Source organism: Pseudomonas sp. AC255, from assembly GCF_979258175.1.
Map to the genome: position 1 here is coordinate 4,708,862 of NZ_OZ409841.1, position 20,339 is coordinate 4,729,200.

General features: G+C 59.2%; 16 protein-coding genes. 2 read left to right on the forward strand and 14 right to left on the reverse strand.

Annotated elements, in window-relative coordinates; translation table 11 throughout:
- Positions 1 to 101: 101 nt before the first annotated feature.
- Together ACZZ0K_RS21300 and ACZZ0K_RS21305 are read right to left on the reverse strand one after the other, a co-directional pair.
- Positions 102 to 1,391 carry an adenylosuccinate synthase gene (locus ACZZ0K_RS21300; protein WP_016771943.1) on the reverse strand — a complete coding sequence of 430 codons (1,290 nt, stop codon included), beginning with the start codon at positions 1,389 to 1,391 and terminating at the stop codon, positions 102 to 104.
- Between the two features lie 54 nt (positions 1,392 to 1,445).
- A complete protein-coding gene (locus ACZZ0K_RS21305; protein WP_041480727.1) occupies positions 1,446 to 2,633 on the reverse strand; it encodes an ATP phosphoribosyltransferase regulatory subunit in 1,188 nt (395 codons plus the stop codon).
- A gap of 89 nt (positions 2,634 to 2,722) precedes the next feature.
- Here ACZZ0K_RS21305 and ACZZ0K_RS21310 point away from each other — a divergent pair, with 89 nt between their 5' ends.
- Positions 2,723 to 2,929: a hypothetical protein gene (locus tag ACZZ0K_RS21310; RefSeq protein ID WP_143497950.1), complete on the forward strand. Its 207-nt coding sequence runs from the start codon at positions 2,723 to 2,725 to the stop codon at positions 2,927 to 2,929.
- A 17-nt stretch (positions 2,930 to 2,946) separates the two neighbouring features.
- Here the strand turns inward: ACZZ0K_RS21310 and hflC are convergent, their stop codons facing one another.
- From hflC to ACZZ0K_RS21355, 9 genes are all read right to left on the reverse strand, one after another.
- Complete coding sequence (gene hflC, locus ACZZ0K_RS21315) at positions 2,947 to 3,816, reverse strand: protease modulator HflC (RefSeq protein ID WP_016771945.1); 870 nt, start codon at positions 3,814 to 3,816, stop codon at positions 2,947 to 2,949.
- On the reverse strand, positions 3,816 to 4,982 hold the full coding sequence (gene hflK / locus ACZZ0K_RS21320) for an FtsH protease activity modulator HflK (protein WP_024011368.1): 1,167 nt from the start codon (positions 4,980 to 4,982) through the stop codon (positions 3,816 to 3,818). The genes hflC and hflK overlap by 1 nt, the downstream gene beginning before the upstream one ends.
- A gap of 96 nt (positions 4,983 to 5,078) precedes the next feature.
- Positions 5,079 to 6,380 (reverse strand): ribosome rescue GTPase HflX, encoded by a 1,302-nt coding sequence (gene hflX, locus ACZZ0K_RS21325; protein WP_041480728.1) that lies wholly within the window; start codon positions 6,378 to 6,380, stop codon positions 5,079 to 5,081.
- A gap of 12 nt (positions 6,381 to 6,392) precedes the next feature.
- On the reverse strand, positions 6,393 to 6,659 hold the full coding sequence (gene hfq / locus ACZZ0K_RS21330; RefSeq protein ID WP_016771947.1) for an RNA chaperone Hfq: 267 nt from the start codon (positions 6,657 to 6,659) through the stop codon (positions 6,393 to 6,395).
- 95 nt (positions 6,660 to 6,754) lie between these two features.
- On the reverse strand, positions 6,755 to 7,726 hold the full coding sequence (gene miaA / locus ACZZ0K_RS21335; protein ID WP_122508585.1) for a tRNA (adenosine(37)-N6)-dimethylallyltransferase MiaA: 972 nt from the start codon (positions 7,724 to 7,726) through the stop codon (positions 6,755 to 6,757).
- A complete protein-coding gene (gene mutL, locus ACZZ0K_RS21340; RefSeq protein ID WP_252877330.1) occupies positions 7,726 to 9,633 on the reverse strand; it encodes a DNA mismatch repair endonuclease MutL in 1,908 nt (635 codons plus the stop codon). Before mutL ends, miaA begins: the two co-directional genes overlap by 1 nt.
- Positions 9,630 to 11,009, reverse strand: a complete 1,380-nt coding sequence (locus ACZZ0K_RS21345) for an N-acetylmuramoyl-L-alanine amidase (protein WP_370593506.1) — start codon at positions 11,007 to 11,009, stop codon at positions 9,630 to 9,632. The genes mutL and ACZZ0K_RS21345 overlap by 4 nt, the downstream gene beginning before the upstream one ends.
- Positions 11,010 to 11,060: 51 nt before the next feature.
- Complete coding sequence (gene tsaE, locus ACZZ0K_RS21350; RefSeq protein WP_016771950.1) at positions 11,061 to 11,531, reverse strand: tRNA (adenosine(37)-N6)-threonylcarbamoyltransferase complex ATPase subunit type 1 TsaE; 471 nt, start codon at positions 11,529 to 11,531, stop codon at positions 11,061 to 11,063.
- Positions 11,519 to 13,018: an NAD(P)H-hydrate dehydratase gene (locus tag ACZZ0K_RS21355; RefSeq protein WP_258707519.1), complete on the reverse strand. Its 1,500-nt coding sequence runs from the start codon at positions 13,016 to 13,018 to the stop codon at positions 11,519 to 11,521. The genes tsaE and ACZZ0K_RS21355 overlap by 13 nt, the downstream gene beginning before the upstream one ends.
- Positions 13,019 to 13,081: 63 nt before the next feature.
- Between ACZZ0K_RS21355 and queG the strand changes: the two genes are divergently transcribed.
- The gene (queG, locus tag ACZZ0K_RS21360) at positions 13,082 to 14,182 is read left to right on the forward strand and encodes a tRNA epoxyqueuosine(34) reductase QueG (RefSeq protein ID WP_252885218.1); all 1,101 of its coding nucleotides are present in this window, start codon (positions 13,082 to 13,084) and stop codon (positions 14,180 to 14,182) included.
- On the opposite strand, the gene ACZZ0K_RS21365 is transcribed toward queG, so the two are convergent.
- The 3 genes from ACZZ0K_RS21365 to ACZZ0K_RS21375 form a co-directional block, all read right to left on the reverse strand.
- Positions 14,090 to 17,632 (reverse strand): RHS repeat domain-containing protein, encoded by a 3,543-nt coding sequence (locus tag ACZZ0K_RS21365; RefSeq protein ID WP_463559320.1) that lies wholly within the window; start codon positions 17,630 to 17,632, stop codon positions 14,090 to 14,092. The two genes, queG and ACZZ0K_RS21365, sit on opposite strands and share 93 nt — an antisense overlap.
- The gene (locus ACZZ0K_RS21370) at positions 17,629 to 18,978 is read right to left on the reverse strand and encodes a hypothetical protein (protein ID WP_463559321.1); all 1,350 of its coding nucleotides are present in this window, start codon (positions 18,976 to 18,978) and stop codon (positions 17,629 to 17,631) included. Before ACZZ0K_RS21370 ends, ACZZ0K_RS21365 begins: the two co-directional genes overlap by 4 nt.
- Positions 18,979 to 19,059: 81 nt before the next feature.
- On the reverse strand, positions 19,060 to 20,046 hold the full coding sequence (locus ACZZ0K_RS21375) for a hypothetical protein (protein ID WP_258707517.1): 987 nt from the start codon (positions 20,044 to 20,046) through the stop codon (positions 19,060 to 19,062).
- Positions 20,047 to 20,339: the final 293 nt, after the last annotated feature.

A 20,339-nucleotide genomic window follows, 5' to 3' on the forward strand; every position in this document is an offset into this window, starting at 1 on the left:
CACTCTTGTAGACAGATTCACAGCAAAGGTCATGCCGTCCAACAGGCATAAACGACAAAGGCCCCGATTAAGGGGCCTTTGTTTTTTACATCAACGACTTATCAAGCAAACGGATGACGCAGAACGATGGTTTCGTTGCGGTCCGGGCCCGTCGAAATAATGTCGATCGGCGCGCCGATCAACTCTTCAACGCGTTTGATGTAGGCACGAGCATTGGCCGGCAGCTCTTCCAGGGTTTTTGCACCCACGGTCGATTCGCTCCAGCCTGGCACTTCTTCGTACACAGGCTGCAGGCCTACGTAGCTGTCAGCATCGGTCGGTGCAACAGCATTGCCTTGCGCGTCTTTGTAGCCGACGCAGATGTTGATGGTTTCCAGACCGTCGAGTACGTCCAGCTTGGTCAGGCAGATGCCCGAGATGCTGTTCACATCGATAGCGCGACGCAGGATGACGGCGTCAAACCAGCCGCAGCGACGGGCACGGCCGGTGGTAGCGCCGAACTCGTGACCCTGCTTGGCCAGGTGCGCACCGACTTCGTCAAACAGCTCGGTCGGGAACGGGCCGGAACCGACGCGAGTGGTGTAGGCCTTGGTGATGCCCAGGATGTAGTCGAGGAACATCGGACCCACGCCCGAACCGGTCGCCACGCCACCTGCAGTGGTGTTGGAGCTGGTCACGTACGGGTAGGTGCCGTGGTCGATGTCGAGCAACGAACCTTGCGCGCCTTCGAACATGATGTCCTTGCCAGCACGACGCAGGTCGTGCAGCTCGGCGGTCACGTCGAGCATCAGCGGCTTGAGCAGCTCAGCGTATTCCTTGCACTCGGCCAGGGTCTTTTCGAATTCGATGGCTGGTTCTTTGTAGTAACCGACCAGCATGAAGTTGTGGTAATCCACCAGTTCACGCAGCTTGTCTTCGAAGCGTGGCATGTTCAGCAGGTCGCCGACACGCAGGCCACGACGGGCAACTTTATCTTCGTACGCCGGGCCGATGCCGCGACCGGTAGTACCGATCTTCAGCTCGCCACGGGCCTTTTCACGGGCCTGGTCCAGCGCAACGTGGAAGGACAGGATCAGCGGGCAGGACGGGCTGATACGCAAGCGCTCGCGCACCGGTACGCCTTTCTCTTCCAGCTTGGTGATCTCGCGCAGCAGGGCGTCAGGTGCAACCACCACGCCGTTGCCGATCAGGCATTGCACGCCTTCGCGCAGCACGCCCGACGGAATCAGGTGCAAGACGGTTTTCTCGCCGTCGATCACCAGCGTGTGACCCGCGTTGTGGCCACCCTGGTAGCGCACTACGGCGGCAGCATGTTCGGTCAGCAGATCAACGATCTTGCCTTTGCCCTCATCACCCCACTGGGTGCCCAGGACTACGACATTCTTACCCATAACACTTGTCCTCATTCGCGCAAACTTGGTGCCGGCGATGGCCGGCAGGAAAACTCAAGAAGCCAGTGGCGATACTTGCCAAAGCCCGTTCTGCTGAATCAATTGCCGGTCGCAGTCCGCATCACGGGCGGCGGCCAAAGGTTGTCCAGGCAAGGCCTGAACGACACGCTGACCCTCACTGCGCAACTGGCAAACCTGCTGCCAGAGTGCCGCATCCGTACTGTCAGGCATCCAGATACCGCCAGACGGTAGCTCGATCTCAGCACGCCCCAGGGTCACCAGGGTTTTCAAATCGGTAGAGAAACCGGTCGCCGGACGCGCGCGGCCGAAGTCAGCGCCGATGTCATCGTAACGACCGCCCTGAGCGATGGACTGGCCAACGCCCGGCACGAACACCGCGAACACCACACCGGTGTGGTAGTGGTAGCCGCGCAACTCGCCGAGGTCGAAATACAGCGGCAGCTGCGGGAAGCGCACGGAAAGACGTTCGGCGATCGCCAGCAGGTCTTCCAGCGCCGCCAGCACTGGCGCCGGCGCATTGGCCAGACGCTCGCGGGCAGCGCTCAAAACTTCACGGCCGCCGCACAGATCAACCAGTGCGCGCAGCATGCCCGACAGATCCGTCGGCAGGCCTTCGGTCAGGGTAATCACTTCATCGATGGCCTTGCGCTGCAGGGCATCGAACAACTGCTGCTCGACTTCACCGGATAGACCGGCGGCGCGAGCCAGACCACGATAGATGCCGACATGGCCGAGGTCCATGTGCACGTCCGGCACATCGGCCAGTTGCAGCATGGCCAGCATCAGGCTGATGACTTCGACGTCGCTGCTCGGGCTGGCGTCGCCGTACAGCTCGGCGCCCAGCTGGATCGGGCTGCGCGAGGACGACAATGCACGCGGCTGGGCGTGCAGGACACTGCCTGCGTAGCACAGACGGCTCGGGCCTTCGCGGCGCAGGGTGTGCGCATCGATACGCGCCACTTGCGGCGTGATGTCGGCGCGGAAACCCATCTGCCGGCCCGATTGCGGGTCGATGACCTTGAAGGTACGCAGATCCAGGTCCTGGCCCGCGCCGGTCAGCAGGGATTCCAGGTACTCGATATGGGGAGTCACGACAAACTCGTAACCCCAGCTCTGGAACAGATCCAACACCTGACGACGCGCGACTTCAATGCGCGCCGCCTCCGGTGGCAGTACTTCTTCGATGCCATCTGGCAGCAGCCAGCGGTCTACCGTTGCCATTACGCCATTCCCCTTTGATCCGGGCGGCCAGCACGAGGGCGAGCCTTGAGTGAAGCAGAAAATGACCGGAGCGTTCAAAACGCACGCGCATGAACGACGCAGCGAAAGGCCGGCTGGCGGCTTCGCCCATCACTTTCCTCGAAAAACGCTCGGGCTATTCAAACCCGATGCCTGCAACAAAAACAGCAATCAAACGTGCAGACGCAAAAAAGCCGGGAATTTCCCGGCTGCCGCATCATACACACGTTTTCCGAAAGGATCACCCCGCCCGAGGTTTTAGCCGCCGGGCGGAATGATTCAGGTCAACGTCGTATCAAGGTTTGGCTTTTTCCAGGTAACGGAAGAAGTCGCTGCTTGGGTCGAGGACCAGGACGTCGGATTTGTTCGCGAAGCTTTCACGGTAGGCACGCAGGCTACGGTAGAAACCGTAGAACTCCTGATCCTGACCGTAGGCCTTGGAGTAGATCGCAGCCGCCTGGGCGTCACCGTCACCGCGAACCTCTTCGGATTCACGATAGGCTTCGGCCAGCAGCACGCGGCGTTGACGATCGGCGTCGGCACGGATGCCTTCGGCCAGTTCGTTACCCTTGGCGCGGTGCTCGCGAGCTTCACGCTCACGCTCGGTGCTCATACGCTCGAACACACTGCGGTTCACTTCCTTCGGCAGATCAATGGCCTTGACCCGGACATCAACCACTTCGATACCCAGCTCTTTTTCCGCCATCTTGTTCAGCGATGCAGTGATGTCAGCCATCAGCGCATCACGCTCACCCGACACCACTTCGTGCAGGGTGCGCTTGCCGAACTGGTCACGCAGCCCCGATTCGAGACGACGGGACAGACGTTCGTCGGCGATCTGCTTCAGACCCGAAGTCGCGGTGTAGAAGCGCTCGGCATCTTTCACCCGCCACTTGGCGTAGGCATCGACCATCACGGCTTTCTTTTCCAGGGTCAGGAAGCGCTGCGTCGGTGCATCCAGCGTCAGCAGACGCGCATCGAATTTGCGCACCTGGTTGACGTAAGGCACTTTCACATGCAGACCTGGCTGGACATCCGCCTGAACCACACGACCGAATTGCAGCAGCACCGCGCGCTCGGTCTGAGCGACGATGTAGAAGCAATTCCAGCCCACCAGTACCACAACGACGCCAACGATCAGGGCGATCAGCGATTTATTGCTCATCAGCGGGTCTCCCTTGTACGCGTCTGCGGCACGTCAGTGACATGCGGCGTGACGTCCGTGTTGTTGCTGGCGGCCGAACCGGTCACCGGTGCGTTGCCCGAGCTGTTCTGGATCATTTTGTCCAACGGCAGGTAAAGCAGATTGCTCTGGCCGTTCTTGTTGCCGGTCACGAGTACCTTGCTGGTGTTGCTGAAGACTTCCTGCATGGTGTCCAGGTACAGACGTTCGCGGGTGACTTCAGGTGCCTTGCGATACTCGGCGACCAGCTTGGTGAAGCGATCGGCCTCACCCTTGGCGCGCGAGATGGTCTCGTCGCGATAACCGTTGGCATCTTCGATGATGCGCTGGGCCTGACCACGGGCTTCCGGCACAACGCCGTTGGCATAGGTTTCAGCCTGGTTGCGCGAACGCTGCTCGTCTTCACGGGCGCGGATCACGTCATCGAAAGCTTCCTGCACTTCACGCGGTGCTGCTGCGCTCTGTACGTTGACCTGGGTGACGGTGATACCGGTGCGATAGGTATCGAGGAAACGTTGCAGACGCTCCTTGATTTCGCTGGCCATCAATTCACGACCTTCGGTCAGCACCTGGTCCATGGCGGTGGACCCGACCACGTGACGCAGTGCACTTTCGGTCGCGTGCTGCAGACTGATTTCCGGCTGATCGACGTTCAGCACGAAGTCCTGCAGGTTGCTGATCTTGTACTGCACGGTCAGCGGCACTTCGACGATGTTCTCGTCTTCAGTCAGCATCTGGCCCTGCTTGGTGTACGCACGCTCACGCGTCACGTTCTCCATGTACTTCTTGTCGATCGGCGGGAAGTAGATGTTCAGGCCCGGGCCGACAGTCTCGTAGTACTTGCCGAAGCGCAGCACAACGGCTTGCTCCTGCTCGTCCACCACGTAGACCGCGCTGTACAGCCAGACAGCCGCCAGCACGACCAGGCCGATGCCGAGCAGACCGCCGAAGCCGCCACTGCTGCGCCCCGACCCGCCGCCGTCATCACCGCGTTTCTTACCACCACCGAACAACCCGTTCAGGCTTTCCTGCAGCTTTCGGAAGGCCTCGTCGAGATCCGGTGGTCCCTTGCGGTCGCCGTTATTGCGGCGCTTGCCACCCCAGGGATCCTGATTATTCGAGTTGCCACCCGGCTCATTCCAAGCCATAGCGCTCTCCATCTGATAAAGCAAAGACGCACCCACGGCGCGCCGACCAATGCTACAGAATGCCTGCCGTTGCGGCACAACCGCTTTGTCAGGCTTTTATTGCAAAGTGTGTTGCTCGATGAATTCCATCGGCTGCAATCCTTCGCGGCTTACCAATCGATTCAACTCGATCCGGGGCAAACGAACGGCCAGCAGGCTGACACCTTCATCATCGTATTCTTCTTTCTGCACCGCCCCGAGTTCGAAAAACTGCGCACGCAGCCGAGCAAAGCGTTGCGGCAAGCGCAAGGTACCGACGAACAGATCACTGCCGAGCAACTCGGCGATGGCCTGCTCAAGCAATTCCAGACCGCTGCCATCACGCGCCGAGAGCCAGACCCGTTGCGGCTTGCCATCGGCATCGCGCTGGATCTGCGGCTCGACGCCTTCAAGCAAATCGAGTTTGTTATAGACCTCGAGGATCGGCAAGTCCTGGGCACCAATCTCGCCCAGCACCACCATCACCTGCTCGATCTGCAACATGCGATCCGGTTCGGCCGCATCGATCACGTGCAATAGCAGGTCGGAATTGCTCGACTCTTCGAGCGTAGACCGAAATGCCTCGACCAGCTTGTGTGGCAGGTGACGAATGAACCCCACGGTGTCGGCGAGGACGATGGGACCGAGGTCGTCAAGCTCCAGCCGGCGCAGGGTCGGGTCGAGCGTGGCGAACAACTGATCGGCCGCGTACACCTCGGACTTCGTCACGTTGTTGAAGAGTGTCGATTTGCCGGCGTTGGTGTATCCCACCAGCGAAACGGTAGGGATGTCCGCACGGGATCGGCCACGGCGCGACTGCTCGCGCTGACTGCGCACCTTCTCCAGCCGCCCCTTGATCTGGCGCAGGCGAACCCGCAGCAGACGGCGGTCGGTTTCCAGCTGGGTTTCACCCGGACCGCGCATACCGATACCGCCACCCTGACGCTCAAGGTGAGTCCAGCCGCGAACCAGCCGCGTGCTCATGTGGTCAAGCTGGGCCAGTTCGACCTGCAGCTTGCCCTCATGGGTGCGTGCGCGTTGGGCGAAAATATCGAGAATCAGCCCGGTGCGGTCGATCACGCGACACTCGAAGACACGTTCAAGGTTGCGTTCCTGACTGGGCGTGAGGATGTGATTGAAAATCACCAGATCGGCTTCTTCAGCCTTGACCAGGTCGCGCAGTTCCTCGACCTTGCCGCTGCCGATCAGATATTTGGCGGTTGGCCGATGACGCGGCACGTTAAAAAACGCGACGGTCTCGGCGCCAGCCGAATTTGCCAACTCCTGAAACTCCTGCGGATCTTCGCGCGCCTCAGGGTCCTGTCCATCCAAGTGAACGAGGATGACTCGTTCACCACCACCGTGGCGCTCAAAGAACAAAGGAGACTCCTATCAGGCGTTACCCGGCGCTGCATCGGCATCGCCCTGTTCGTTTTCGGTTGCGCTAGGCAGACGAATTGGACGAACCGGCACGACGGTCGAGATAGCGTGTTTGTAGACCATCTGGCTTACGGTGTTTTTCAGCAGGATCACGAACTGGTCGAACGACTCGATCGTCCCTTGCAGCTTGATACCGTTGACCAGATAGATGGAAACCCCGACTTTCTCTTTACGTAAAGTGTTCAGGTAAGGGTCTTGTAGCGAATGCCCTTTTGACATGTGCCGCACTCCTTTAAGGATTCAATAATAAAAACAGGTAAATTCAGATGGCTTCGGCCGTCACACCCCCAAGGATAGACGGCAATTGCAAGGACTCAGCTCAATATGGAGATGGTCCCAAGGTATTTCAAGGCGCGTGGCAGATTGTCGCAATCAAGACTGTCCAGCCAATGCAAATCGTCCCAGCTGCGCAGCCAGGTAAACTGGCGTTTGGCCAATTGGCGCGTGGCGATGATGCCCCGCTCCTGCATCTGGGCCAATGTCAGCTTGCCGTCCAGGTAATCCCAGACTTGGCGGTAGCCTACCGCACGTATAGACGGCAACCCCGAATGCAGGTCACTTCTTTTACGCAGGGCTACGACCTCGTCGATGAATCCCTGTTCCAACATATTTGTGAATCTTTGTTCAATTCGCTGGTGCAGAACCTGACGATTCGCCGGAGCAATGGCCAGGTTCGCGACAGTATAGGGCAATTGTTGCCGTCCCGAAGCGGCTGCTTCAGTACTTTGCGCAGATTGTTGCTCGCGCAGAGCGGTCATGCTCTGCCCGCTGACTCGATACACTTCCAGTGCCCGACTCAAGCGTTGCGGATCATTTGGATGGATGCGCGCCGCCGACACCGGATCGATCTGCGCCAACTGTTCGTGCAGGGCTTGCCAGCCGAGGCGTGCAGCTTCTTCCTCGATCTGCGCGCGGACCTCGGGATCGGCTGCCGGCATGTCCGCCAGACCTTCGACCAGAGCCTTGTAATAGAGCATGGTGCCGCCGACCAGCAGCGGGATCTTTCCTCGCCCGGTGATTTCGGCCATGGCCTGCAACGCGTCGCGACGGAAATCGGCAGCGGAATACGCTTCAGCGGGGTCGAGGATGTCGATCAGGCGGTGCGGGTATTCGGCCAACAACTCTTTCGAAGGCTTGGCCGTGCCGATGTCCATGCCGCGGTAGACCAGCGCCGAATCGACACTGATCAATTCGCACGGCAGCACCTTGGTCAGCTCGATGGCCAGATCGGTCTTGCCCGCAGCGGTCGGGCCCATCAGGAAAATCGCTGGAGGCAGCTGGCTCATCAGCGACCGCGCAGGAACAATTTGTCCAGATCGTCCAGGCCCAATTGGGTCCAGGTCGGTCGGCCATGGTTGCATTGACCACTGCGCTCGGTGTTTTCCATATCGCGCAGCAGACCGTTCATTTCCGGCAGGGCCAGACGCCGGTTGGCGCGGATCGCGCCGTGGCAGGCCATGGTGCCGAGCAGTTCGTTGAGGTGCGCCTGGATACGGTCACTGGTGCCGTATTCCATCAGGTCAGAGAGCACGTCGCCGACCAGTCGATTGGCTTCGGCTTGCTTGAGCAGTGCCGGAATCTGCCGGATCGCCAGGGTTTCCGGCCCCAGCCGCTGCAATTCAAAACCAAGACGCTGAAACCAAGCGGCGTGTTCTTCAGCACAATCGGCCTCGCGCTGACTGACCGCCAGCGACTCCGGCACCAGCAACGGCTGGCCACTGAGACCTTCGCTGGCCATGGCGATTTTCAGGCGCTCGTACATGATCCGCTCGTGGGCGGCATGCATGTCCACCAGCACCAGGCCATGGGCGTTTTCGGACAAGATATAGATGCCTTTTAGCTGCGCCAGTGCATAGCCGAGCGGCGGAATATCTTCCTGACCGGTCGGCAGTGCGCTGGCATTGGCTTCAGGCAGCGGCGCGAAAAATTCCTTGTATGCGGCTTGCGCCTCGGCAGCAGGCACCGCCGATTGCGGACGCGGCGTGTATTGATACTGATAAGCGCCGCCAGCGCTGGCGCCGGATGACGTGTTGAACGCCGGTTGCGCCTGCGGCTGCTCCAGCAGCGCATTGGCGGCCAGACGCATCTCGCCCTGTGGGCCAAACTCGCCCGCCTCGATCCCGCTCGGCCGAACGATCGCCGTGGTGACCGAGCCGGCCAATTGATCTTCCGGACGCACATCGCCCAGCGCACGGTGCAGCGTGCCATACAGGAAATCGTGGACCATGCGCCCGTCACGGAAGCGTACTTCGTGCTTGGTCGGGTGCACGTTGACGTCTACTGCTGCCGGATCGACCTCGAAAAACAGTGCGAAGGTCGGATGCCGACCGTTGAACAGCACGTCGCGATAAGCCTGGCGTACCGCGTGCGCCACCAGTTTGTCGCGCACCGCCCGCCCGTTCACAAAGAAATACTGCAAGTCAGCCTGGCTACGGTTGAAGGTTGGCAAACCGACCCAGCCCCACAGGTGCAAGCCATTGCGTTCGATCTCGATCGGCAACGCCTGCTCAAGGAAACCCGAACCGCAGATCGCCGCCACACGCCGTGCGCGGGCTGCATCATCGTGGGCCTCGTGCAGGCTGAGGATGGTCTTGCCGTTGTGGCGCAGATGGAAAGCCACATCGAAGCGCGCCAGCGCCAGACGCTTGATCACTTCCTGCAGGTGATCGAATTCGGTTTTTTCGGTCTTGAGAAATTTGCGCCGGGCCGGGGTGTTGAAGAACAGGTCGCGAACTTCCACCGAGGTGCCCACCGGATGCGCCGCCGGCTGCACGCGCGGCGCCATGTCCCGGCCTTCGGTTTCGACCTGCCAGGCCTGATCGGCATCGCGGGTGCGCGAGGTCAGGGTCAGACGCGCCACGGAGCTGATCGACGCCAGCGCCTCGCCACGGAAACCCAGGCTCATCACCTGCTCGAGATCCTCGAGATTGCGAATCTTGCTGGTGGCGTGACGGGCCAGGGCCAGCGGCAGGTCATCGGCGGAAATACCGCTGCCGTCATCGCGCACGCGCAGCAACTTGACGCCGCCCTGCTCGACATCGACGTCAATACGCTTGGCGCCGGAGTCAAGGCTGTTTTCCAGCAACTCCTTGATCACCGAAGCCGGGCGCTCGACCACCTCACCGGCGGCAATCTGGTTCGCCAGGCGGGGGCTGAGCAGCTCGATGCGCGCAGTGTTCAATACCTGGTTCATTCTTTCGACGCCAGTTCGGTGCCTGGAATGGTCAGGTGCTGACCGACTTTCAGCTCATCGCTTTTCAGATTGTTGGCGGCGCGCAAGGTGGCCGGCGAAACCTGATAGCGCACGCCGATCATCGCCAGGGTTTCACCCGGGCCGACACGGTGGTCGCGCGGGCCTTGGGCAATCTTGCCGGAGTCACGCAGCCAGGCGATGTAGGTGCCCGGCGGCGGATTCTGCTGGAAGAACTGGCGCACGCCGCTGCTGATCGAACGGGCCAGCGCTTGCTGGTGGCTCGATGCGGACAGTTTGTTCGCTTCGTTGGCATTGGAGATAAAGCCGGTTTCGACCAGGATCGACGGAATGTCCGGCGACTTCAGCACCATGAACCCGGCTTGTTCCACACGTTGTTTGTGCAGCGGCGTGACGCGACCGATGTTGGTCAGCACCTTTTGCCCGACGTTGAGGCTGGAGGTCAGCGACGCGGTCATCGACAGGTCGAGCAACACGCCGGCGAGCATGCGGTCCTTGTCGTCGAGGCTGACGTTGCCGGCACCACCGATCAGGTCGGATCGGTTTTCACTGTCGGCCAGCCAGCGGGCGGTCTCGGAGGTAGCGCCACGATCGGACAGGGCGAACACCGAAGCACCGAAAGCGGCCGCGGACGGCGCGGCGTCGGCGTGGATCGAGACGAACAGGTCGGCGCCCTTCTTGCGGGCGATTTCGGTACGCCCGCGCAAAGGAATGAAGTAGTCGCCGGTACGGGTCAGCTCGGCGCGGAAGCCTTTCATGCCGTTGACCTGACGCTGCAGTTCGCGGGCGATCTGCAGCACCACGTCTTTCTCACGCTGGCCGCGCGAGCCTGACGCGCCCGGATCTTCGCCACCGTGGCCGGCGTCGATGACAACGATAATGTCGCGCTTGCCGGCCGGGGCTGGCGGCAACTTGATCGCCGGTTCGGTCGGAGTCACCGGCACCGCCGGCACGGTCGCCACCGATGGCGTCGGGGCTGGCGGCGGCGCGGCATCGGCCGGGTTGTCGAACAGATCGACCACCAGACGGTTGCCGTATTGCGCGTTCGGCGCCAGCGAGAAGCTTTTCGGGGTGACGGCTTTTTTCAGGTCGATGACCACCCGCAGGTCGGTCGGCGTGCGCTGGGCTGAGCGCATCGCGGTGATAGGCGTGTTCGCGGTCTGCACGTTCAACGGCGCGCCGAGGGTGGCGCCGTTGATGTCGATCACCAGCCGATCAGGGGCTGTCAGGGTGAAAACGCTGTGCTGCACCGGGCCGCTGAGGTCAAAGACCAGTCGCGTATTGTCCGGCGCACGCCACAGGCGCACGCTGTTGACCTTTGAATCGGCCACAGCGTTGACGGTTACTGCCATCAACATCAGTCCAGCGGCAGCCACCAACGCGCGAAAGCGCATACCAAACCCCATCATTTAATTGGATTCCAATGCCAAAGCGGCACACCAGGCCTCGCCACGCGAGCCCTGGGCTAAAATTTTCAGCGAACGCCCGCTGTCTTGCGGGCTAATGGTAATGGTCAGGTCAGGCTTTGGCAAAAAGCCTGCACCTTTATCGGGCCATTCGATCAGGCACAGGGCATCGTCTTCGAAGTAGTCGCGGATGCCGAGAAACTCCAGCTCCTCGGGATCGACCAAACGATAGAGGTCGAAGTGGAAGGCACGTATGTCACCGATCTCGTAGGGCTCGACCAATGTGAAGGTCGGACTTTTTACCGCGCCGACATGCCCCAGCCCACGAATGATGCCCCGTGACAGGGTGGTTTTGCCCATACCCAGATTACCTTCAAGAAAAATCAGGCCATGGCCCTGGGTGACGCGGGCGATCCGTGCGCCAAAGTCGCTCATTGCCTGTTCATCGGCCAGGTACAGGGTTACTTCAGACACGGTGCTTGCTCCTCCAACAACTGACGAATGGCTGGAATCAGATCACTGGCCGCCAGCCCACGGCCGAATTTGCCTTGTTGCATACCCGCGTTGGCGTGCAGCCAGACGGCCAGGCATGCCGCATCGAACGCGTCCATGTCTTGGGCCAGCAATGCGCCGGTCAGACCGGCCAGCACATCCCCCAACCCGCCCGTGGCCATCGCCGGATGGCCCTGATGACATAGGGCCAGACGCCCATCGGGATGGGCGATCAGACTGCCGGCCCCTTTCAGAACCACTACCGCTGAATACTTTTTGCTCAACGCCAGAGCAGCGGCCGGGCGATCGGCCTGCACTTCGGCGGTACTGATGCCAAGCAAGCGCGCCGCTTCACCCGGATGCGGGGTGATCACGCAATCCTTGGGCAACTGGACAAAATCGCTGGCCAGCAGGTTCAACGCGTCGGCGTCCCACACTTGCGGCAACGCAGCATTGGCGGCCGCCGACAACAGCGCACGGCCCCAACTGCCCTGACCGAGACCCGGTCCGACCACCAGCACCGAAACCTTTTCCAGCAGCCCCATCAGTTGATTGGCTGACGAAGTGCCGAGCGCCATCGCCTCCGGGACCCGGGTCAGCGCCGCCGGCACATGCTCTGGGCGAGTCGCCAGCGAGACCATGCCCGCGCCGCCGCGCAAGGCCATTTCCGTGCTGAGCAGAATCGCTCCGCCGAAACCGTGATCGCCGCCGATCAGCAACACATGGCCAAAGCGGCCCTTGTGCGAGGTCGGCGCGCGCGGCGCAAGTGCTGGAAGATTAGCGGCGCTCAGACGCTGAGCGCAGACAGGAATGTCACTGAAAATTTCGTCGAGGGCTTGCAGGTCGCTGAAGACCAGCTCACCGATATGATCCGCAGCATCACCGGTCAACAGTCCGACCTTCATACCAATGAAGGTCACCGTTAGATCGGCGCATACCGCGACACCCAGTTCACACCCGGTATCGGCACACAGCCCGGAAGGAATATCGACCGCTGCTACCGGCAAACCGCAGGCGTTGATCGCCTTGATCGCCGAGGCATAGGGCTCACGCACTTCGCCGCTCAGGCCAGTGCCGAGCAAGGCATCGAGGACGACACCGCACAGCTCGCTTTGCGCCTGCCAGCCTTGCACCACAACACCAGCAGCCACGGATTCGGCATGGGCCAGTGCGGCATCGCCCTGCAAACGTTGCGGATCGCCGACGGCGAGAACGCGCACGGTCCAGCCGGCCCGCAGCGCCAACCCGGCCACCAGATAACCGTCACCGGCATTGTTGCCATGGCCGGCGAGCACGGTCAGCTCGTTCGCGCCCGGCCATTTGCGCACCAGTGCGCGCCACGTCGCGCGGGCGGCGCGTTGCATCAATTCGAAGCCCGGCGTGCCGGCGGCGATCAGCCGCGCGTCGAGTTCGCGCACCTGCGCGGCGCGGTACAGCGCGTCGGGTAATTCATCTTTCGTCTGCGGCATGCGTCTTCGGGCTCCGATGTCTGGCAGAATTATACGCACCTCAGCTCCGGTTTCTCTCGCCTCATGTCCGCCATCACCACAGACCTGCCCGCCCTCGCCCAATCGATCAAGGATTGGGGCCGCGAGCTGGGCTTCCAGCAAGTCGGCATCAGCGGTCTGGACCTGACCGAACACGAGCAGCATCTGCAGCGCTGGCTCGAGGCCGGCTACCACGGCGACATGGACTACATGGGCGCCCATGGCAGCAAACGCTCGCATCCCGAAGAGCTGGTGCCGGGCACGTTGCGCGTGGTTTCCCTGCGCATGGACTACTTGCCAGGCGATACCGAAATGGCCAAACGCCTGGCTGAGCCGGAGAAGGCTTACGTGTCGCGTTATGCCTTGGGCCGTGATTACCACAAATTGATCCGTAAACGTGTTCAACAATTGGCCGACAAGATCCAGGCGGAGATCGGCCCGTTCGGCTTTCGTGCGTTTGTCGACAGCGCACCGGTGCTGGAAAAAGCCATCGCCGAACAGGCTGGACTGGGCTGGATCGGTAAAAATACCTTGGTGTTGAACCGCAAGGCCGGCAGTTATTTCTTCCTGAGCGAACTGTTCGTCGACCTGCCGCTACCGGTGGACGAACCACACAGCACTGAACATTGCGGGCGTTGCACCGCATGCCTGGATATCTGCCCGACCAACGCCTTTGTCGGCCCGTACGTGCTGGACGCCCGGCGCTGCATTTCCTATCTGACTATCGAACTGAAGACCGCCATCCCCGAAGACCTGCGTCCGCTGATCGGCAATCGGGTGTTTGGCTGCGATGACTGCCAGATCGTCTGCCCATGGAACCGCTTCGCTCGGCCGACTGGAGAAAGCGATTTCAAGCCACGGCACAATCTCGATAATGCCGAGCTGGCTGAACTGTTCATGTGGGATGAAGAAAAGTTCTTGAGCAGCACCGAAGGTTCACCGTTGCGGCGTGCCGGGTACGAGCGCTGGTTACGCAATCTGGCGGTGGGACTGGGGAATGCGCCTTCATCGATTCCTGTGCTGGAAGCGTTGAAGGCGCGACGTGATTATCCGTCAGAGTTGGTCAGGGAACATGTCGAGTGGGCACTGGAACAGCACGCCCACCGCGCGCTCGCAAAACCGGCAAGCGCACTGTTCAAATCGTAGCCGGACCTTGAGTGTTCCTGCTTTCGCCTTGTATCGTTTCGTTGCGTGCTCCGACTTACTTTTTTCCTTTAAATGACCACCCAGCTGGTTGATGACCGCGATCCGCTCCTTGGCGTTTTCGGTCATATATATTCGGTCTCCTTGCGACAGATAGAGATGCATCGGCTTTGATGCTGAGCCGGATGGACCATGCATGGGCGTGTATTTGGCATGAATCAGCGCTGCAGAAGACGTCGGGGAGTTACCCGCCTCAATGTGCTGCATGAAAGTTTCGGCCTTTTCAAGCAAGCCGGTAAGGCCCTCTTTCTCAAGGATGTTCTTTTTGGGGTCGACCCTGACGAGTGACCATGGTTTCTCGGCCTCTTCCTGAACGGCCGCGCTGGCCTTCGCCTTCGCCTTGGCCGCCGCCTTGTTTCCCTTACCCTTGATCATGCCTCGGGCCATCTCTTGACCCGCTGCTTTGGAGCCTTTACTACTCAGGCCCTGCTTGAAGGCGCCAGCCAGTTTCCTGCCAGCATTGATGCCCGCTTTGGCACCAGCTGCCAGCCCTGCCCCCACCGAAGCCAGCCCAAGACCAAAACTGATCCAGCCCAATATCTCGCCCGCTTGAGAACCCGGTGCGAGTTCATTGACCACCTCGCTGGCAATACCCGCCAGGCCTGAAGCAACCGCCAGCCCCAATGCCGCCACTGCCCATGGCGTCGCCGCGCCCATCGTCACCACGCTGGCAACAATTCCGAGAACACTGAGGCCGATGCCCAGGATCGATTGCCAGGAGATATGCCCGGTAGGGTCGACACGATTGACAGGGTCGCCCAGGCAATAACTGTAGGCATTCAATCCGCCCGCGCCAAATGGACTCATGCTGTCGGGGGCGAGAAAGCGCATCAGTGTCGGACTATAAGCCCTGTAACCGTTGCCCAGCAGATACAGCCCGGTAACCGGATCCAGCTGTTCGCCGTTGAACCCTGCAACGCTGAACAATCCACCTTCGGCGGGACGATGCCCATAAGGGCTGTAGGCGCAATCGGTGAGCTGCTCCTTGCCCAGCGTTGCCAGCACACTTTGCTGCTGATCGGTGGCGTATAGCTGCGCGTCGGGGTTCAACCCCGATTGCTGTTGCCCCACGAGCGCTCCACCGTGACGCACAACACTGGTTGAACTTTCACCACTCACCTCGTTGGCAACCCGGCCTGCGTAGTAGTAACGCTGCACAATTGCTTTTTCGGCTTGCGACAGCTCCACCAGATCGTCGAAACCGTCGTAATGGTAGCCACGAATCACTGATCCCCCTGCGCTGGACAACTGCTCGAGACGTCCGAACGCGTCATAGGCCAGCGTTCGCGCCTGGTCGTCCTTGATCATCCTGCCGTTGGCGTCGTATTCCAGCGTCACTGCCGAGGGATAGTCGACGTGGGAATGTTTGACGGCGCTGAGCTGTGCAGGATCAGGATTGTCGTAACTGAAGGTGGTCAGATTCACCCCCAGCGGGAACTTCGTCTGCACGGTGAGGATGTTATCCAATGCATCGAAGGTGAATGTCTGGCGGACAATTTCCTTGCCATACGGATCGCGCGGCTTTTGCGTGCCGGCACAGTCGTATTGGATCAAGCGCCCGCGCACATCGTAGGTGAACTGTTCATCACGTAACACTTGAGTGCCACGTCTGGTCACTTTCTGCGCCAGTTTGCCAGCCAGCGTGTAAGTCGATTCCAGGGTCTGGTCTGGCTGACCCTGAATCTCGAATGTACGGCGGGTTTCACGCCCGATATCGTCATAGGCAAACCGGGTGAGCATTTGACGCTTGATTGACGTTTCTTCGGTTTTCGTCCAGTCCAGCATCCCCGTCTGCGCGTTGTAGTGGAATTCGGTTTTAAGCGAGCCCTGGGAGGTGGATAGCAGGCGGCCGTGCTTATCGTATTCGGATGTGCTTTCGACTCCGAGCACATTGACATGGTTGATCGGTCGCCCCTGCAGGGACCAGCTACTGGAGGTTGCTTTGGTGATAGCGCCGAGGGTCATCGTTTCGGTTTTCACACGCCCGGAGGGGTGATAGGCGAAATTGCGCTCTCTGCCGTTTTCGGTACAGGTCAAGGGATTGCCACTGAGGGGGTCATACGTCATGGTCGTGACCAGATCCCCTGCCTTGCGCTCAGTCAGCAGGCCGCCCAGTTCCCGCAAATAAGTGAATTCGGTTTTTTTGCCATCAGCACTCCTGTACCACTGCGGCTGGGTGAAGCCCGCTTCATAACCAGCCTCGGACTTACGTCCGCCCACGGTACTCCGGATCAAGCGACCCAGACCGTCATAAGTTTGCTGCCCCAACACTTTGTCAGCGACCTTGATGTTGATCGGCAGACCTTCATCACTGTGCCCGGCGTAGTCGGTCACGACCGCAGTGGCGTCGGGCAGGACACTGCGGGTTATCCGGTCAAAAACGTCGTACTCATATCGACTGGTATTGCCGACAGGGTCTGTCTGACTGGTTGTGCGCCCGTAGCCGTCATAGGTGTACACGGTTTTGCCGAGACTTTTGTTCTTCAGATTGAAGCTCTCGACACTCAGCGGTTTACCGAAATCATTGACGAGGGTGATCGTCTTGCCCATCCCCTGGAGCCAATGGGTCTGCCGGCGAAGAACCGGGTCCGCCTCGCTGTGTTCGATACGTCCATCATCGTGCAGCGTCTTGCTGACCTGGCCCCAGGAATCGAATTCGTAGCCGGTGCTGACCGGATAAGGCTTGCCATCACGCCAATCAGTCAGCGTCACTTTCACCTTGTGGCCGACCGAATCATGCAGCGCAGAATAAAGCGTGCGTGTCTGAATCAGACCGTCCTTGTCGGGATGGTCGCAGTCCTTTTCATGAACGGTGATCACCCGTTCCATCCCGTCATAAGTCACTTTTTGCTCGCCGCCAGCAGGATCCGTGGTCACCATTGTCGCCGGATGCTGTTTGCTGGCAGCCAGATAGGTCCACCGGGTAACGGCCGCATATGGGGTGCCGCCAGCAACCGTTTTGCCCACTGCCCGACCGATTGCGTCGTACTCATGCTCGATGTGCTCGCCATCGACACCGACTTCAGAGACCTGTAATCCGGTCAGCGTCGACAGCACTTTCTCACTGGTCTGCAGCGTGCCGTCAAATCCGCGCGTGCTGGACCTGACTCGCAACCTGTCACCCTCAAGTTCATAGGAAAACTCGATAGTGGTTTTTTTATCATTCAGGATGACACTCTGCTCTTTCGTGGCTCCATGCTTGAGTGGATCCCCGGGCGTATTCAAATAACTGCGTGCGGTTTTCGAACGCAATACCTCAACGCCTTCCAACACTTCACAAAAACGCTCCTCGACCGGTAACACGGATGCCAGTTCCGCACCGTCCAGCGCCGGATGCAGCGCGTAGTCGTAGTAGGTGACTGTCGAAGCACCATCGGATGCGGCAGCAGTCACCGTCCTTTTTTCGGGAATCTGGAAAAGCCCAGCGGATCCTCTGGGCAGTTATCTCCACCACTGGCCGGATAAAATTCCGTGGTCGTCGTCACCCCTGTGGGCTCGACCTGCTTGAGCAAGTTACCTTCGTCATCGAACTCCGTGACGGTGGTTTCCACACGCTGCTGTTGAGTACGCCGATCGAGGTACGTCACCGTGTGGACTTTAGGCATGCGGAACTGAGCCACCTGCTCACTGAATGGCTTGGTAACGGAACAGTGATACTCCGTGGTGGTGGCGATCTGAGCGTCACCACAGGTTGTAACCTCAGCCACCAACAGATGGAATTTGTTGTAGGTGCGTTTGATGCGGGTATGTACTTTGCCGCTGACCAGCAAGTGCTCGTCCGAGGTGTAGACGTAGTGGCCGGGCGCCAGATAGAGAGGATCCAGGTCACTATCCTTGGCAGGAAGGAGGCCCTGCCCAAGGAAGTTATGGTCGGAGTACGTGTAAGTCTTGCACAGTCGGGGCTGGCCGCGCCCAGGGTAGACATCGTGAGCAATCACAAACGGCAGTGTCCGTTCCACACCGCTGATGAAGCTGTGGCCGTGCCGCTTGTAGCGAATGATTTCGACCCCGCGCAGCGGATTGACGATGCGATGAACATAGCTGGCTCCAGCGATGAGTTCATACTCAAGGTCCCAACCCTTACCAACCGGCAGCTCGATGGCCGTCACTCGAGAGTTCTTCAAGATCAGCTTGTAGTTGGAACTGGAAGTAGTGTCGGGATGCCGGGACAGCGTCACCTGACCTGCCGCGCGGGTGATTTTCAACAGGCAGCGCTTGGCATCACGGACTTCGGCCAATCGGGGAAACTGGTTGAACAACTCATGCTTCAGCGTAATGCTCACACCATTCGCCGCTATTATTTTTTCCGCGACGGCGACCTGAGTGCCGGCCAGGACTTTGAGCAGTTCACGCCGCCCATCCTTGTATCGAACTTCATAGCGCCCTGCTCCAGCGACTGACACTTTCGCCGTTTGCAGTTTCATTTCCTTGAACTTAAGGCCGGTAGACGTCTCGACAGCCTTGTAGCGCTCACCGTTGGACAAGGTCATCACTTTGCTGCGCAAGTCATAATTGGTCAGTGTCAAAGACCAGCCAACGCCGAAACCACTATCCGCCTGATTGAGCGGATTAAAGCCCACTGAAAGTGCAAGCTCCGGACCATTGAGATCCGCCGAGTGCAACTTGCCAAGCGAAAATGCGCAGGTGTACATGCCCGTGCGGGGATCAACGCCTCCTGAAACAAATTCACCAAAGTTGAAAGCGTTGGAGTGAACAGCGGAAGATGAATTACTTTCCATAGAAAAATATCCTTTTTTCCAGATGCAAATTTAAACAGGTCAAGCTGACTAACGAAAATTCGCTGAATCACACAAATGAAATCAGGCAAATTGTTTTGTTGACCGTTTCGACTCATCCAGAATAAAAGTTCGCTGTTCTGTATCACCCTTGATAGCAAGCCAATGCTCCGTACCGAACTCATCAATCACGGCGAATTCGAACGCACCTCTCGTCGCCGGCTTCTCCTCCGCCTGTAGAGTCGTGCGCTGCACCAGCGTCAATACACCAGGCACATCGTTAATCGGGAAAGTAATGAAACCCAGAGGCGTATTGACCGAAGCCGATCGCCCATAGATTGGCGCCAGATAGCCATAAAAACTCCTGCCGCCACCACTGTAGTGGTTTATCGTGCCTGACGAGTACACCATTACCGCGTCTTCAGCATCATACGGATTAAGTCTTATACCGGTGCTATACCAGTCAAGAATGTTGATCTGGCGACCGTCAGCGTGAAGCCCGAGATGAAAATACTGAATGCGCTCCTCGTACACTCTTTCGCTGAAAGTACCGTACTTATAAAGAGAGAAACTGTTCTGATTGTATTTTTTCGGAGGAATCGCCTCCAGCGTAACACTGCTGTCGAAACCAACCCCATTACTTCGCAATACCACGCCATTCAAGGAGATCTCGGCAGCCACTTCCATAATTCCAGGTCGGGAAGCCGAGACCCAGAACTGGAAAATCTGTACCGGATCTGCGGCGTTGCTTATCTGGTTGTCACTGACCCGCGGGACTTCTGTCAGGCGCGTTGCCCCACCCGACATTTCGTGAGCGTAACGATTTTCCTGAATCGAAACACTCCAGTCTCCCTCCAGAGGCCGAGCACCGTTGTAGGCAATCAGCCGCAATGACGGCAATGCAGGATGTCCATGCAGCGATACGCCGTCGCCACTGTTATCGATGCCGTGCAGAAGCACCAATACACGCACCTGCATGCGACCGTTGGCATAAAGCACTTTGTGCTGACCATGATTTGTGGCGTCGAGTTTTACCTCGATACGGGAAATACCAACTTGCTCATCAAACATCTGATAACACCTCAGCCGATTAATATATTTCGCCCCTCAAGGGCTCGGCAAAGTATTAACGTCGAATTTAAATATAAATAGCCGCGACATTTGACATTTTGTGAAAAAGCAAACTTTCAACATTATCTTTAATAATTCACACAGATGCTAATAACTTCAAAAAATGCGATCTGCATGTTACGAGATTCAACACTAAGCCCTTCGCCCCTTTGATTCTGGCCCACGATGGCCTGTTACCCCTTCCGAATTCAATCAACCCGACCCGGAAGGGGAGTCAGCGAGTAGCTTATGTT

What these genes read in the sequence shown, in the direction of transcription:
- hflK (WP_024011368.1), bottom strand. Translation starts at nt 4,982, where the DNA reads ATGGCTTGGAATGAGCCGGGTGGCAACTCGAATAATCAGGATCCCTGG.
- miaA (WP_122508585.1), bottom strand. Translation starts at nt 7,726, where the DNA reads ATGAGCCAGCTGCCTCCAGCGATTTTCCTGATGGGCCCGACCGCTGCG.
- hfq (WP_016771947.1), bottom strand. Translation starts at nt 6,659, where the DNA reads ATGTCAAAAGGGCATTCGCTACAAGACCCTTACCTGAACACTTTACGT.
- ACZZ0K_RS21370 (WP_463559321.1), bottom strand. Translation starts at nt 18,978, where the DNA reads ATGGAAAGTAATTCATCTTCCGCTGTTCACTCCAACGCTTTCAACTTT.
- queG (WP_252885218.1), top strand. Translation starts at nt 13,082, where the DNA reads ATGTCCGCCATCACCACAGACCTGCCCGCCCTCGCCCAATCGATCAAG.
- ACZZ0K_RS21355 (WP_258707519.1), bottom strand. Translation starts at nt 13,018, where the DNA reads ATGCCGCAGACGAAAGATGAATTACCCGACGCGCTGTACCGCGCCGCG.
- ACZZ0K_RS21305 (WP_041480727.1), bottom strand. Translation starts at nt 2,633, where the DNA reads ATGGCAACGGTAGACCGCTGGCTGCTGCCAGATGGCATCGAAGAAGTA.
- ACZZ0K_RS21375 (WP_258707517.1), bottom strand. Translation starts at nt 20,046, where the DNA reads ATGTTTGATGAGCAAGTTGGTATTTCCCGTATCGAGGTAAAACTCGAC.
- hflC (WP_016771945.1), bottom strand. Translation starts at nt 3,816, where the DNA reads ATGAGCAATAAATCGCTGATCGCCCTGATCGTTGGCGTCGTTGTGGTA.
- ACZZ0K_RS21345 (WP_370593506.1), bottom strand. Translation starts at nt 11,009, where the DNA reads ATGTTGATGGCAGTAACCGTCAACGCTGTGGCCGATTCAAAGGTCAAC.
- ACZZ0K_RS21310 (WP_143497950.1), top strand. Translation starts at nt 2,723, where the DNA reads ATGAACGACGCAGCGAAAGGCCGGCTGGCGGCTTCGCCCATCACTTTC.
- ACZZ0K_RS21300 (WP_016771943.1), bottom strand. Translation starts at nt 1,391, where the DNA reads ATGGGTAAGAATGTCGTAGTCCTGGGCACCCAGTGGGGTGATGAGGGC.
- mutL (WP_252877330.1), bottom strand. Translation starts at nt 9,633, where the DNA reads ATGAACCAGGTATTGAACACTGCGCGCATCGAGCTGCTCAGCCCCCGC.